The organism is Hyphomonas chukchiensis, from assembly GCF_000682695.1.
In the GTDB taxonomy this organism is placed as follows: domain Bacteria; phylum Pseudomonadota; class Alphaproteobacteria; order Caulobacterales; family Hyphomonadaceae; genus Hyphomonas; species Hyphomonas chukchiensis.
The window spans coordinates 120948-135433 of sequence record NZ_AWFG01000041.1 but is presented as its reverse complement, the minus strand read 5'-3'; the positions used below and the strand labels follow the sequence as shown (position 1 = coordinate 135433).

Here is a 14486-nt window from a genome sequence, read left to right as displayed (position 1 = left end):
CCGCCCGCCCTAAATCTTCAGCGGCAGGCCTGTCAGGCGGGCGTAGAGGTCCGTGTCGTCGGCCAGAGTGTTGCGCACGGCGACGTCCACGGCCGCATCGATAAACTGGACGCCCACGACATCGCCCACCTGCCAGCGGCGCTGGCAGGTGCGGCGCACGCCCCCCGGGTGGGCGAGGCTCTGGAACAGGAGATAGAATTCAAGCGGCACCTCGGCCCAGTCGCGCACCTGAAGGTTCGCGCCATGCGCCGACAGGTCCCGGATCACGCAGTCGCGCGCCGCATCCAGGCTCGTCACGACGATCCGCCCGGGCATGTTCACGCGCACCCGCGCAGACGCCCTCTTGTCACTCAACGCACTCATCGCATCCTCCTGCGACTTTTTATTATATTGCGCAGAATAATTTACGACTGTGGCAGCAATATGGATTTCCCGGAAAAAGTTACTTTTATCGAAATTCTATCTTAACGGGCGATTTACCCTGTGAACTGATGCCGCCGCAACAGCCGTGTACGGAGCCCAGGCCGAACGCCGTGATCAAGACCTTCGATGCCAGGGCAAAAGCGCGGCAGGCAACTTGTCGCTCGCCATTTCCAAGAAAAGCCTTGCCAGCCCCCACCCTCAACCCATAACTAAACTTGCCGTAGAATCGGCAACCTGTAATTACTTAAAGCCTGGGGGCTCCTAAACAATGAAACCACTCTTCCTGCTATTGCCATTGGCAATAGCCATAAGCGGCTGCGCGACAGTCACACGCGGCACAACCGAGGCATTCCTCGTGGAAACGGAACCATCGGGTGCAAACGTGTCGACCAGCCTCGGCCTCAGCTGCACGCCGACGCCCTGCGCCATTCCGAAGGTGAAGCGCGAAGCCGAATTCTCCGTCACGATCGAGAAAGAGGGTTACAAGACCACGACCCATAACATCACGCACCAGATGTCCGGTGGCGGCGGCGCGGGCATGGCCGGCAACGTCATCCTCGGCGGCGGCATCGGCGCCATCCTCGACGCCAATAATGGCGCGACGCAGGAACTCGTGCCCAATCCGCTCAAGGTCACCCTGGAAAAACTGCCCGAAGACACCAGCGCAAAGGCCGAGATCGCCACCAAGCTCGAAGAGCTCACAGACGACCAGCCCGCCAGCTGATCACGCACGCGGCTCTAGAGCCTGAGACAGAGGGTGCGGCGCAAAAGCTCCGCACCCTTTTTTGTTGGAGGACGCGGAGGAAAAAGCGCGAGCGGCGATGAATGGGGAGCAGGAGGTAGCCGTGATAAATCGGCACCACGAGTGTTCCGCCGAATAAATGCTAAGACGCTGCTCGTACCTTTGCGATACGATCTTTACGTAACGCTTTCAGCAGCGCGTCTTTGGATACTGATTTTGGAAAAGACTTCCGAGTATCAAAAACGGCATTATAAACTTCAATGACACTGGCTTTTGTTAAGCCGCTTTCTTCAAGATCCTGAACAGTACGCTCAAACTTCTCATCGCTTTCAAAAGCGGCTCTAAGCTTAGAGCTCAGTTCAGAAATTGTGTTTGCCACGGCCGCCGGATCCTTTTTTCCTGCTGCCGTTTTACGGGGCTTGCGAGGAATACCACTGGGTTTCCGGGTAGTCTTGGTTGAAATGGTAAACGTCTGGTTCTCAAGTCCCGTTACGAACTCAAGTAGAAGCGACGAAGGTGCATTACCGCCTAAGTCCTCAACATCCTTCATCAGGCTCTTCAGGTCGGCAATCAGTCTAGCTTTGTTCATGTTCTAACCGTCTCAAAAATTCCGCGCCTACTCTGTCAAATATTTTCCGGACTTCAGCTGTCGCGGTCTTCGTGCCAGCGTCGAGATATCCGATATCTAAGCCAGCCACGTCTCCGATCGCATTTTTTCGAGGAATGTTCGCCTTCTCCAAGACGACGGAGCGCCCGCCCCAAAATTTCTTCAGATTGTCGTTCAAGTAGTCGATAATATCGTCTTCTCTACGCGTATATTTCGCGGTTTGATAAGTCATCGAAGGGATAACGCCAATCAATTGCAGTTCCGGAAACAGTTCCTGACGCATTGATGCGATATCTTGCGAAAAATAAGTTGCCGCTTCAGCCGACATTGTATCCAGCACTGTCGGTATAATCATGTGTGTGCTCGCACAAAATGCATTCATCGCTCCTGTGGAAAAGCGAGGAGGCGCATCAATCAACACAAAGTCAAATTGTGACTGGAAATCTCGGTTATGCAAAAGCCGCTCAAGCCGAAAACGGATTTCCTCGGTCTCGCCACCCATTCGATCCGCACACACCCAGTTCACCATTACGTTGGTCTCAGTGTCCGAAAATTGATAATAGCAGCTGAGCAGTTTCGTATTCGGAAGCGCTGGCGATAAGCTTCGCGCCGAGGTGAGTATGCTCTCGGTCGTTGCGGTGCCGTCTATCAAACTGTCTACAACGCTAGCTTTAACTGATAAGTTTGCCGCTGCCGTGACCATCTGAGATAAAGACCCCTGATAATCGAAATCGATAAGCAAAACTCGCGAACCCCTCCTGTCCAAAAACGCAGCAAGGTTGGCGGTTAGAGTAGTCTTTCCAACCCCTCCTTTCATTGCCGCGATTGTGACTATTGGAATCGAATTCGAAAGCTTCGAAGGCCGTTTAGCGACGTTGACAGGCTTGGTCCAAAAACTAATTTTGGGAGGAGGCATCTCATCTGGGCCAAGAGGCACGACAGGCTTTTTCGACTTCCAAAAATTTCTCACTTCCCGCCAAAAGCGCAACAAAGTCGTAGCGTAGTTTAGAACTACGAGAGCGGTTACAAGTGCAGTTCCCCCCACCACGACCCACTGCTTATATTCGTCTGGTACAAAGCTAACGCCCCATTCCCAAAGCTTTTGAGCATCAGGCATTTGTAAGGATTCACTATTAGCCGATTCCTCTAACATTCAGCACCCGCCCCTTTCCTCAACCCAAATTGGATGTTGGACTTAGCAAGCAGCAACTGCAAGTAGGATCGACGCCCCTCGCTATTGGCACCACTTTCAAAGCCGATAAAACGGAGCCGTAAGAACTTGTCCCGTATCCGCTGGGCCTCATGATGAAAGAAAAGGTCATTCACCGCCCTCCTGTTCATGTCAGCAGCAACAGCAAACAAACCAAGAACACCCTAGACACGCCCCTGCCCCGCATCCATATCTGGACGCATGGCCCGTTCCTCCTCCAAATCCCCCGCCAAAGGCGTCTCTGAAGCCCCGTCCGTGTTCACGCTGGACGGGCCGGCGCAGGGCGCCATCGAGACCGTGGCCCCGATGCTGTGGACGCCGCACAGGCCCGACCGCGAGTGGGACAAGCTGGAAGGCGGCAAGCGCTTCAAGGTCCACGCGCCCTACGAGCCTGCGGGCGACCAGGCCACCGCCATTCCCGAACTCGTCGATGGCATCCAGGCCGGCGAGCGCGACCAGGTCCTCCTCGGCGCGACCGGTACCGGCAAGACCTTCACCATGGCCAAGATCATCGAGGCGACCCAGCGCCCTGCCCTGATCCTCGCCCCCAACAAGACCCTCGCCGCCCAGCTCTATGGCGAGTTCAAATCCTTCTTCCCCGAGAACAGCGTCGAGTATTTCGTCTCCTACTACGACTACTACCAGCCGGAGGCCTACGTGCCCCGCGCCGACCTCTATATCGAGAAGGAATCCTCCATCAACGAGGCCATCGACCGGATGCGCCACTCGGCCACCCGCGCCATCCTCGAACGCGACGACGTCATCATCGTCGCCTCCGTCTCGTGCATCTACGGCATCGGCTCGGTCGAGACCTATACCTCGATGACCTTCAAGCTCGAGCCCGGCCAGCGCATCGACCCGCGTGCCGTTGCCGAGCGCCTCGTCGCCAACCAGTACACTCGCAACGACATCGCCTTCACGCGCGGCACGTTCCGCGTGAAGGGCGACGTCATCGACATCTTCCCCGCCCACTATGAGGACCGCGCCTGGAAGCTCTCCTTCTTCGGCGACGAGCTGGAAGCCATCACCGAGTTCGACCCCCTCACCGGCGCGAAGATCCAGTCCCTCCCCGCGATCAAGATCTACGCCAACAGCCACTATGTCACGCCCCGCCCGACGCTCCAGCAGGCCACCGAGAAGATCAAGGCCGAGCTGAAGGCCACGATCGCGCATTTCGAGAAACACGGGAAACTGCTCGAGGCCCAGCGCATCCAGCAGCGCTGCCAGTATGACATCGAAATGCTGCAGGCCACCGGCAGCTGCAACGGCATCGAGAATTACAGCCGCTACCTCACCGGCCGCAAGCCCGGTGAGCCGCCGCCGACCATGTTCGAATACCTGCCGGACAATGCCCTCGTCTTCGCCGACGAGAGCCACCAGACCGTCCCGCAGATCGGCGCCATGTTCAAGGGCGACTTCAGCCGCAAGTCGACGCTGGCCGAATACGGCTTCCGCCTCCCCTCCTGCATGGACAACCGCCCCCTCAAGTTCGAGGAATGGGACGCCATGCGCCCGCAGACGATCCACGTCTCGGCCACGCCCGGCAAGTGGGAACTGGAGCGCACAGGCGGCGTCTTCACCGAACAGGTCATCCGCCCCACCGGCCTGATCGACCCGCCCGTCGAGGTCCGCCCCGTCTCGAAGGACGGCGCCAACCAGGTCGATGATGTCATGGCGGAGGTGAAGGCCGTCGCGGCCAAGGGCTTCCGCTCGCTGATCACGACGCTGACCAAGAAGATGTCGGAAGACCTCACCGAATTCCTCCACGAGAACGGCGTCAAGGTGCGCTACATGCACTCCGACATCGACACGATCGAGCGCATCGAGATCATCCGCGATCTCCGGCTCGGCGTGTTCGACGTGCTCGTCGGCATCAACCTGCTGCGTGAGGGGCTCGACATTCCCGAGTGCGCCTTTGTCGGCATCCTCGATGCGGACAAGGAGGGCTTCCTGCGCTCGGAGACCAGCCTCGTGCAGACCATCGGCCGCGCCGCGCGCAACTCCGAGGCCCGCGTCGTCCTCTATGCCGACCGCATCACCGGCTCCATGGAACGCGCCATGGAAGAGACCAGCCGCCGCCGCGAGAAACAGATCGCCCACAACCTGGAGCACGGCATCACGCCGACCACGATCATCCGCGGCGTGCAGGACATCCTCGGCGAGCTGGGCGAGAAACCCGGCACCAAATCCCGCGCCCGCCGTGACCGCGACAAAGGCATGGCCGAAGAAAAAGCCTTGCCACTTGCCGGTGAATCTGGTCACAACTTGAAAGCTGTCATCGCAGATACAGAAAAACGGATGCGCGAAGCCGCCGCTAACCTGGAATTCGAAGATGCGGCGCGGCTGCGCGACGAGCTAAAGCGGCTGCGGGAGCAGGATTTGGGGATTTAGGGGCCGATCTATGACCGATGGGGTAACCCACATTTGCTCATTCCTAGTGAAAGAGCTCAAAAGCGCTAAAAAATCCAACACGGCAGGAACGGTACTACCTAAAAGCGGCAAGCTTTTTGACATGTTGAACGGTATTTTCGAGACCTCTGATCAAGAGTGCAACATCGATATCGTTTTCAAGATGGCGCCCGATGGAAAGCAAAAAAATGCCGCGCGAGACCTTATCGCAGAGTTCTCAGAGACGCCCAGTTTATCGACCGCCACGAAAATTGCGCACAAACTGGAATTGGTCACGACCAAACGATCCGGCTTGGGTCTGCTATTTCTCGTTCGTGGGCTTTATAAGGGAAAGCCCATGGTGGTAATTTCGAGGTTTCCGGCTGACAGCGGGATACTCGCTGACGAGAAGAACGGCGGGCTCTCAGTTGAATATCTCGAACGTGTATTCATGAAGAGCGCTCGTTCGTACAAAGCTGTCGCCTATAAAAACGTCATCTCGACTTCCAGCGCTTGGAAAGGAAAGGCAGTCGATAAGCAGATCAATGATGTAAGCGGGCTTTCATCCGAGTACTGGATTTTCGATTTCTTAGAGTCTGATTTTGTTACGACGTCAGTAGCTGGAACTAAGCGCATGGCTGAAGCGCTGAAGAAAGCTGCAACGGTCTCAAAGAGTTTAGACGTTAAGCAACAGATAGCTGGCGCTGGCATGTTGCTCTCAAAATTTTCTGGAAGCGTAACGAGCATCGAAGACATAGCTCAAAAGCTAAATTTCACCGCTGAGACCATCGCGGCTATCAAATCTCACCTGAAAAATCCGGGCACCTACTCTGAAAACTTCAAGTTTGCACCGGTCGCGTTCTCGGAGCATTTTAAGTACCGATCCATTGTCCTCGACAATGGAGGGGTACTCACAGCGGATGCGATTCAGTTTGCTGAAGTTTTCGAGGCCAAGAAAGTCGGCGACAAAACCCAATTTCAAACGACCGGGCGAATTGTTGATGAGCGAATTGTTCGCCGTCGGATCGGAGCTGAAAAATGATCAGCTTCGACAAGGCTTATCAGGAAATCCGAGAGAAACATTTAGTTCCGCTGGCCGCCCGACTTGAGCTGCACTTAAAAGAGGTCTTCGAAAAACAACCGCGTGTGGACCGCATTTCGTGCCGGGCCAAGGCAATTGATAGCTTTGTCAAGAAAGCCGCAAAACTCAATAACGACGGCTCAGCTAAGTACAGCGATCCGCTTGAACAAATTCAAGACGTAGTTGGTGCCCGAATAGTGACGTTCTACAGGCCAGACGTGGAGGCGCTCACCAAGATGGTTGAAACGCACTTCACACCGATTGAGGAGAAGGAATTATCTCCCAACTCAGAGTACGAATTTGGCTATTTCGGAAAGCACTTTGTGTTGCTTTTGCCCTCAGACGTTCTCGTAGAAGGCATGCCCGACCAAGCACCTGAGATTTTTGAGCTTCAAATCAAGACGGTTTTCCAACATGCGTGGTCAGAGGCAAGCCACGATCTCGACTATAAAGAAGAAAACGAGCCACTAACCTTTGACGATAAGCGGAAGATAGCTTTTGCCTCTGCTCAGGCTTGGGGCGCAGACAATGCGTTCGAAGAGATCGCTCGAAGTAGAATAGTGCAGTTTAGGAAACCCTAGAAGCAGCAAATGATGGTGGGTATCGCTCTGCCATCCAACCTTCACTTGCTTCAGGTTAGAAGTTTAGGAGTGTCGATGCGCCTGATATTGGTATTCCTATCTCTTTGGTTGATAACCTCAACGCTGTTCTTCTTCTGCAACCGACCCTTTGCGAATACGGGTGATGTCGAAGTTGATCGGATATTGGACTATGTTACCGCTTCTACTATGGCCATCCTGCCCATTATCCTTGGTCTCGCAGTGCTACTTTTCGTCAGGAAAACTAAGCCCTTAGCTCGTTACTCATATTTGACATCAAGCGTGGGAATGTTTTCTGGCTTCATCGCTTTCGGTGCCGCCCAATCTCTACCCCAGGAACAGTTAGCGAGCGCCTTCACAGCAGGATTGGTTTGCTACGTTTTATACGGTTTAGTGTTTCTGCTCGGATATGTCTCTGCCAAGAGAAAATCTGACCGACTTCATGATGTAACGGATACTTTTGCAGAACCACAACAGCGCTCTGGCTATTGGAAGTAAGCGTTGAGTGGGAATCACCTCGCTCAACCCAACCTACCAAACCCCCTCAACCTCCACGCACACCTTCTTCCACGCCCGGTCGCGACAATTCTCCAAATAGCTGTATCCTCGACAGGGGCACTCGCGTGGTTGGAGAATATGGTGCGGCTGGAACTGTGGCAAATCGATGGGGTCACCATCGACCTTGAGGACCGTGATGCGAAGGTGCGGGCCGTGCACCGCATCGACGGCACGGAGATCATCGTGAGCTTCCGCGTCACCGAGAAGCAGATGAAGGGCTCGCCCGCCTCCCTGCGCCAGCGCATCGAACTCCTCGCCGCCGACCGCATCCTCAGCCTCGCCTCCTTCCTCGACGTCTGACGGCGCCCTCCTCACTCATCAAGCGCTTCGATCCCCTGACGCGCCAGCTCCGCGACGTGGTCACGCATTGCCTGAAGCACGTCGGGCGCATGGCCCTGCCATGTTTCAACCTCACCAATGATGCGCAGCGCATCACGCGTGCGGTAGGACATGGACGGATTGCCGGGGAATTTCTGATCGGTGAGGTTGGGGTCGTCCTCGAACGCGCCCGTCGGCACGACGCGGTAGATGCGCTGGCGCCCCTCGCCCTGCGCCAGTTCCGCTCCCCAGATCGCCGCCTCCAGAGTCGCGGCAAAATAGACATGCTTGGCCACGCGCCGGCTGCCATAATTGGAGCGGTGGCCGGGACCGATCAGGTCTCCCGTGCCAAGGTCCGCCCGTGTGCCGTGATAGAATTCCGCCGCCGCGTCCACATCCCGTGCATACATGTCGCTCGCCCTCCGCCTGAACTGCCTGAGCCCCGCACTATGCGAAAAACCGGCGCGCGAACAATTCTTGAAAGAAAAGCATTCATCGCCATCTCCAGGGTGGCAGGGAGAGGGACACCTGACATCATCCTCCGGGCTGTTTTCGTGCTTTTTCCGTGCATCTGTTCGTGCTTCGTATCCGTGTGCGGCGCAGCAATTTCACACCCGTCGCAAAACTGTGAAATTCCTCCCCCGAGAGGCGAAAAAGTGATGGACAGGGACTCGACTCACCGGGGCTTTGGTGAGATCGTTTCGGTTAACCAACGAAGTCAGGACGGGAGCACACCCACCCAAGGCGCGTTGGCGATGCACACCGTCCCCGGACGATACCGGGCCAGGAGCCAGGCTGTGAGAGCAGCCGCGCAAAGGGCCTTGTAAAGTGAAGGGATAAAGCAGGCGGTGACCGATTGAGGGGGAGCTAGACCCCTGAACCAGGAGCCCTAGACCGTGACCGGGGCGCGATCCGAAACACGGGACCAAAGGAAAATCCTCTGGAAATTCCGGCGGTCAGGTCTGAACTTCGCCCCTGGGTGATGGAAGGCCTCGGGCCCAGCATGGGCGCCCCCAAAAGGCGACCAGCCGGATCCGGAAAGGTGACAGGAGACCCGTTTCGGCGGATCAAGTGTCGCCCGGTGGCTGAGATGACCGGCGACGAGTGCTAGCACATAGTCTCGGTAGTCCGATTCGATGCACCAGAGAAGACGTGAGCCTCACCGCTCACGTCTTTTTCTGTTGGGGCCCTACGTCCTCTGGCGAGCAATCTACACCCGCCCCCATCCCGGTCGGAAAGCCCGCGCCCTGTCCCCCACGCGGCCGGCGCAACCCCTCGGTGATCCGCGCGTAGTCTCCCCGCACGCCCGCATTCCCCTGCCCCGAAAGCCCGCCCATGCTCGCCCTCCTCAAGCCCGCCTTCTACCTGCTGGGCGCGCTTGGCCTCTTCGCCGCCTTCGTTCCCAAGTTCAAAACCGAGATCTGGTGGCTCCGCGTCTGGGTCTATGGCCGCCAGCAGACCTGCATCGCCCTCATCATCGTCGCCGCGCTGTTCCTGTTCCTCTACGGCGTGGACAGCCTGCCCGCCGCCCTGCTGATGCTCGCCTATGCCGCCGCCTTCGTCACCTGCGCGGCAGACCTCTGGCCCTATACAAGCGGCCGCCCGCTGGAAATGGACACCGCCCTCCCCGGCGCCGAGGGCACGGGCCTCTCCGTCCTCCTCCTCAATGTCCTGCAGGAGAATACCGACGAGGACGCCGTCCGCGCCCGCATCCGCGAGGCCGATGCCGACGTCGTGTTCCTCTCGGAAACCAATGCCCGCTGGCGCAGCGCCCTGCGCTCGCTCGAAGAAACCTATCCCCACACAAGCCTTCTGCCCAAGGAGGAACATAACGGCCTCCTCGTCTATTCGCGCTTCCCCATCGCGCGCGTGCAGGAGCGCTATCTCTGCCAGAGCCACGTCCCCTCCCTCACCATCGACATTGAGGCGGGCGGCCGCGAAGTGCGCCTCTACTGCATCCATCCGCGCCCGCCCCGCCCGCGCGACGACACGGAATATCTCGATGACGAGCTGATGATCGTCGCCGACGAGCTGCGCCAGCAGGAACGCCCCGCCCTCGTGATGGGAGACTTCAACGAAGTCGGCTGGTCATGGATGGTGCGCCAGTTCAAGGACCACGCCAGCCTCTGCGACCCCAAGCGCGGGCGCGGCCTCTACAATTCCTTCGGCGCGGGCAACCCGGTCCTCGCCTGGCCCCTCGACCATGTCTTCGCCACCGACGATTTCGATATCAAGCAGATCCGCCGCCTGAAAGCCTGCGGCTCGGACCATTATCCCATGCTCTACCGCCTGCTGCTGCGCCCCGCATAGGCTCGCCCGACGTCACGCCTTGCGCGCGGCCCTGCGGCGGCTTTCATAGGGGGCATCACACGCCCTTCCATGGAGCCCCGCATGACGTCCTATCTCCTGCCTGACGACCAGGTCAGCGCCGCCGCCTTCACCCAGCGTGGCGAGGGCAATCTCCCCGGCCATCTCGGCCTTGTCGTCACGGTGATGGAGCGCGGCCGCGTCGAAGGCCATTTCGACATTGTGCCCACGCACCACGCCCCCAATGGCTTCCTCCATGCCGGCAGCGTGGTGACGCTCGCGGACTCGCTCTGCGGCTATGGCACGCTCGCCAACGTGTCAGACACGGCCAGCGGCTTCACCACGATCGAGCTGAAATCAAACTTCTTCGCCACCGCGCTCGAAGGCCGCGTCCACGCCCGCGCCACCCCGGTCCACATCGGCGGCGCCACCCAGGTCTGGCACTGCGAAGTCACCCACGCCGACACGGGAAAGCGTATGGCGCTGTTCCGGTGTACGCAGATGGTTTTGCGGAAGGGGGCTCATAATAGCGCGCGGCGCCGATCACAGAATAGCCGCAATAACAACCCACTCTACTACAAGCGAAGACACCATTGTATTGAAGCCAACGAAGGCACGAAGATTAGAATAAGCTATAGTGGCAAGCCGACATAATTTGGAGATTTGGTACGTGGACAATCAACGCACAAACGCAGCCTTGGATGTTCCAGTATACAAGTATCTATCCTCACAGTTTACGGACAAACTCGCCGGCGGTTCATTCAGAATCGGAAACGCTCGGCTTTACCGCCTATTGGAAGTTGCTACTGGCGACAGAAATATTGGGGACCGGGATGAGGCAAGCGGAGAAACCGTTTTAGAAAGGATGGAAGTCGGCAATGGTGATATACCTGCCGAAGAAGAGAGAAAGCGTGCAGATGCAGCGAAAATAGGTATGGTCATTAGCGAAGGCGTCAAAGACGTTCTGATAACAGATTTCATAGACCGCACTCACATTCCATGTTTCTTGTTCTGCGCCAGTCGCTCGCAAACCCATTTATCCCCTGACTCCAAAAGCACTACTTTTCTTAGCCCGGAGTATAACTCCGTTGTGAGATTCCCCTCCCTGGTTCACGTGGCACAAAGTTTATATGCTTACGGAACTGTTCATGGACATCCTCAAGTCGAGGGGAAGTCCGTACGGGATGTATTCGATGTGACGACGGGATTTGTGACTTACTCAAACCAAGCTTATGCCGAGAAATATCTAACAGGGTTTCGCGTTGACGTACTGAACAAAAAGCCTTTCTATGAGTACCAAAATGAAGCCCGCATTGTGTTCATCCCGCGCCCAGAATACACAGGACTGAGAATTGACTATCTGACAATTGAGTGCCCGCAAGCTGGAGCAAATACAAATGTGAGCATCTTTGCTTCATCGCCGGAGAATACCTCGACTCCGCAACAACATTTAGATCATTTAGCTGCTTTAGTACGTATACATCTATATTGCAGGATGGCAGGGCAACGCCATAGCGGCGCGACCGATCTGATACTTCAGCGACCGCCTGCATCCCTTGAAGATAAATTGGAGCTTAGGCGCGCCTCTGCGGATCGAGATTTACGCCGGTCGCGACAAGAAAAAGCAGCCATCAAGAAAATATTCGGTCCGCTCGCATCTCACTATTGGAGTCTCCGGACGCATTTCGGCGGTAGTGACATGATGGACGATGAACTAGAATCCGGACCACTGAGCTTTTGGTTTATTGAAATGGCTTTGGCAGAATACATCTCCAAATTGGTATCTTCGAATGTATTCTCCGCCCAAGATCTCGCCGGAATAGAGGAGCAAATCAGGAAACTGTTCGCACCTTCGCTGGATTCTCTCCTAGCCGCTATTGAAAGCCAGCAAGGGTAGGGTGGGTCGAGCGGGGCGCAATGCACCGCCCCCCTCCCCTACAAACTCACCACAAGTCCCGCCACGAGGTACATCACCACCGCAATCCCGCCGCCGACCAGTGCGTAGGGCATCTGCGTGCGGACGTGGTCGATATGGTCACAGCCGGCGGCCAGCGAGGCGATGATCGTGGTGTCGGAAATGGGCGAGCAATGGTCACCGAACACGCCGCCGCCGAGCACCGCCGCCAGCACCAGCGATGGCGGAATGCCGAGCGCCAGGGCGAGCGGCATCGCAATCGGGATCATGATGCCATAGGTGCCCCAGCTGGTGCCCGTCATGAAGGCCGTCACGCCCGCCACCACGAACAGGACCGCCGGGATCACGATGGGCGAAACGAATTGCGCCGCCACGCTGGAGAGGAACGCCCCCGTGCCCAGCACGCGCAGGCTGTCGCCCAGCGCAATCGACAGGAAGAGGATGGCCACAACCGGCACCATTTCCGAAATGCCCGCAAAGCCGCGTTCCCGCAGCCCGCCTTTCGGGAAGGCCTTGCCGCTGATCAGCAGCAGTGCCGCCACCAGCATGGCGAGGCAGATGGCCCAGAGGATCGACTGGCTGCCATTGCCCGCCAGGATGTTGCCGCCGCCCGTCCACGCCATGAAGCCCAGCGCCCCGGCGATCATCACCAGCAGCGGCAGCCACATGTAGATCGCCCGCGTCGGCGCGATGGCCTCTTCGTCTTCCACCAGCACGTCGCGGCCCTGCCCCGCCGTCTTCATCGGCCCGAACACGCGGCCCGAGAACACGGTGAAATAGACACCCGCCAGCGTCACCAGCGCATAGAAATTCCACGGAATGGTGCCCGCGACGACGCCAATCGGGCTTTCGAATCCATAGGGCTCCACTAGGCCGAGCGCATAGGCGCCCCAGCCGTTCAACAGGATCAGCGCGCTGACCGGCGCCGACGTGGAGTCGATGATATAGGCGAGGCGTTCGCGGCTGAGCCCGTGCGCGTCGAACAGGCGCTGGCCGAGCACGCCGCTGCTGAGCAGGCTGACATTGGTTTCGACGAAGATCGCCGTGCCTGACAGCGCCGGGGCCAGCGCCGCGCGCCGGGGCGTCGAGACGAGGCCGCGCTTCATCAGGCTGCTCACCAGTGCCTCCACGCCGCCACTATCTCGCATCCACGCGATCAGCGCGCCGATGAGCAGGCAGAACAGCAGCACGCGCGTATTGCCCGTCGAGTCGAACACGCCGACGGCCCGGTCGATGGCGCCGAGTGCCCCCATGCCGGGGTTGAAGTGCGCGATCAGCGTTTCCGATGCCAGCAGGGCGAGGCCCAGCGCCGCATACACATTGCGCGTCAGCATGGCGACCACGATCGCCAGAACCGGCGGCAGTACAGTCAGGATATCCAGGGCCCAGCCTCCTGTGAATTGAAGCGGGCACATAAACCCATCCGCGCGCAAAAGCCCAGCCCGCCATCTGCACCTTGCCGCGTCCCGCCCCTCCCCGCTGCGCGTGCACCGGCTTATGCATGAAATTTGATCGTTTTCCGCCAATAAATATTGGGGCTTGGACGGTAGAGCGCGCCGATACTCACACATCGGCGGGAGCCCGGTATGACGAACGATTTCAGACACCAGTTCTGGAAACAGCAAATCCAGACGAGCATGATCGTCTGCGTCGGGGTTGTGGCCGCTGCCATGGCGATGATCTGGATCTCCACCTACGACCTCGACATGGCCATCCGCATCCGGGGCGTCATCCTGGCCGCCGGCATTTCGGGCATCCTCGCGCCGCTTGGCTCGGCCTATGCCATCCGCCAGAATTCGCGCCACCTTGCGCTTCACCTCCAGTACGAGCGCCTGGCCAATAGCGACGACCTGACCGGCCTCGCCAACCGGCGCTGCTTCAACCGCCGGGGCGCCGCCCGCCTCGCGAGCGCCGGCCGCTCCCAGACGGCCCTCCTCCTCGTCGACATCGACTGGTTCAAACGCGTCAATGACATGCACGGACACGAGGCCGGAGACGACGTCCTCTGCCACGTCGCCCAAACCCTCATCCATGCCGCCCCCGATGGCGCCCTGATCGCCCGCCTCGGCGGCGAGGAATTCACCGTGATGTGCGAGATTTCCGGTCCCGCAGAGCTGACCCGCCTCGCCGAAAAGCTGCGCCGCGCCACCGAGGCCACGCACATCATCTATCATGGCGAGGTCATCCGCGTGACGATCAGCCTGGGCCTCGCCATCGCCCGCCCGGGCGACACGCTGTCGGCCCTGCTCAGCCGCGCCGACAAGGCGCTTTATGGCGCCAAGGACCATGGCCGCAACCAGTTCTCGGTCGCCGCCTGAGCCCCATGTTTGCCGCAAAT

15 protein-coding genes are annotated in these 14486 nt (G+C 58.4%); 10 read left to right on the top strand and 5 right to left on the bottom strand.

The window, feature by feature from the left end:
- Positions 1-9 precede the first annotated feature (9 nt).
- Positions 10-363, bottom strand: a complete 354-nt coding sequence (locus tag HY30_RS13230) for a PilZ domain-containing protein (RefSeq protein ID WP_034741340.1) — start codon at positions 361-363, stop codon at positions 10-12.
- Positions 364-691: 328 nt separating this feature from the next.
- On the opposite strand from HY30_RS13230, the gene HY30_RS13225 reads away from it, so the two are divergent.
- A complete protein-coding gene (locus HY30_RS13225; RefSeq protein WP_034741338.1) occupies positions 692-1147 on the top strand; it encodes a PEGA domain-containing protein in 456 nt (151 codons plus the stop codon).
- 160 nt (positions 1148-1307) lie between these two features.
- Here the strand turns inward: HY30_RS13225 and HY30_RS13220 are convergent, their stop codons facing one another.
- Positions 1308-1754 carry a hypothetical protein gene (locus tag HY30_RS13220; RefSeq protein WP_034741336.1) on the bottom strand — a complete coding sequence of 149 codons (447 nt, stop codon included), beginning with the start codon at positions 1752-1754 and terminating at the stop codon, positions 1308-1310.
- Complete coding sequence (locus HY30_RS13215; protein WP_034741334.1) at positions 1741-2925, bottom strand: ParA family protein; 1185 nt, start codon at positions 2923-2925, stop codon at positions 1741-1743. Before HY30_RS13215 ends, HY30_RS13220 begins: the two co-directional genes overlap by 14 nt.
- 258 nt (positions 2926-3183) lie before the next feature.
- Between HY30_RS13215 and uvrB the strand changes: the two genes are divergently transcribed.
- The 5 genes from uvrB (at position 3184) to HY30_RS13185 (ending at position 7908) form a co-directional block, all read left to right on the top strand.
- Complete coding sequence (gene uvrB, locus HY30_RS13205; protein ID WP_034741329.1) at positions 3184-5373, top strand: excinuclease ABC subunit UvrB; 2190 nt, start codon at positions 3184-3186, stop codon at positions 5371-5373.
- Between the two features lie 10 nt (positions 5374-5383).
- Positions 5384-6412 (top strand): hypothetical protein, encoded by a 1029-nt coding sequence (locus tag HY30_RS13200; RefSeq protein ID WP_034741326.1) that lies wholly within the window; start codon positions 5384-5386, stop codon positions 6410-6412.
- Positions 6409-7032 (top strand): GTP pyrophosphokinase, encoded by a 624-nt coding sequence (locus tag HY30_RS13195; protein ID WP_034741323.1) that lies wholly within the window; start codon positions 6409-6411, stop codon positions 7030-7032. Before HY30_RS13200 ends, HY30_RS13195 begins: the two co-directional genes overlap by 4 nt.
- Positions 7033-7041: 9 nt before the next feature.
- Entirely contained in the window at positions 7042-7548 is a 507-nt protein-coding gene (locus HY30_RS13190; protein WP_034741320.1) for a hypothetical protein, read from the top strand.
- A 129-nt stretch (positions 7549-7677) separates the two neighbouring features.
- Positions 7678-7908 (top strand): hypothetical protein, encoded by a 231-nt coding sequence (locus HY30_RS13185; RefSeq protein WP_155839335.1) that lies wholly within the window; start codon positions 7678-7680, stop codon positions 7906-7908.
- A gap of 11 nt (positions 7909-7919) precedes the next feature.
- On the opposite strand, the gene arr is transcribed toward HY30_RS13185, so the two are convergent.
- Positions 7920-8336 carry an NAD(+)--rifampin ADP-ribosyltransferase gene (gene arr, locus HY30_RS13180; protein ID WP_034741313.1) on the bottom strand — a complete coding sequence of 139 codons (417 nt, stop codon included), beginning with the start codon at positions 8334-8336 and terminating at the stop codon, positions 7920-7922.
- Positions 8337-9261: 925 nt separating this feature from the next.
- On the opposite strand from arr, the gene HY30_RS13175 reads away from it, so the two are divergent.
- The 3 genes from HY30_RS13175 to HY30_RS20045 all read left to right on the top strand — a co-directional run bounded on the left by HY30_RS13175 (position 9262) and on the right by HY30_RS20045 (position 12130).
- A complete protein-coding gene (locus tag HY30_RS13175; protein WP_051615465.1) occupies positions 9262-10236 on the top strand; it encodes an endonuclease/exonuclease/phosphatase family protein in 975 nt (324 codons plus the stop codon).
- Positions 10237-10317: 81 nt separating this feature from the next.
- Complete coding sequence (locus HY30_RS13170) at positions 10318-10887, top strand: PaaI family thioesterase (protein WP_081812236.1); 570 nt, start codon at positions 10318-10320, stop codon at positions 10885-10887.
- 16 nt (positions 10888-10903) lie between these two features.
- The gene (locus HY30_RS20045) at positions 10904-12130 is read left to right on the top strand and encodes a hypothetical protein (protein ID WP_155839334.1); all 1227 of its coding nucleotides are present in this window, start codon (positions 10904-10906) and stop codon (positions 12128-12130) included.
- Between the two features lie 38 nt (positions 12131-12168).
- Here the strand turns inward: HY30_RS20045 and HY30_RS13155 are convergent, their stop codons facing one another.
- Entirely contained in the window at positions 12169-13563 is a 1395-nt protein-coding gene (locus HY30_RS13155) for a Na+/H+ antiporter NhaC family protein (protein WP_155839333.1), read from the bottom strand.
- A gap of 171 nt (positions 13564-13734) precedes the next feature.
- Between HY30_RS13155 and HY30_RS13150 the strand changes: the two genes are divergently transcribed.
- Positions 13735-14466: a GGDEF domain-containing protein gene (locus HY30_RS13150; protein ID WP_051615464.1), complete on the top strand. Its 732-nt coding sequence runs from the start codon at positions 13735-13737 to the stop codon at positions 14464-14466.
- Positions 14467-14486: the final 20 nt, after the last annotated feature.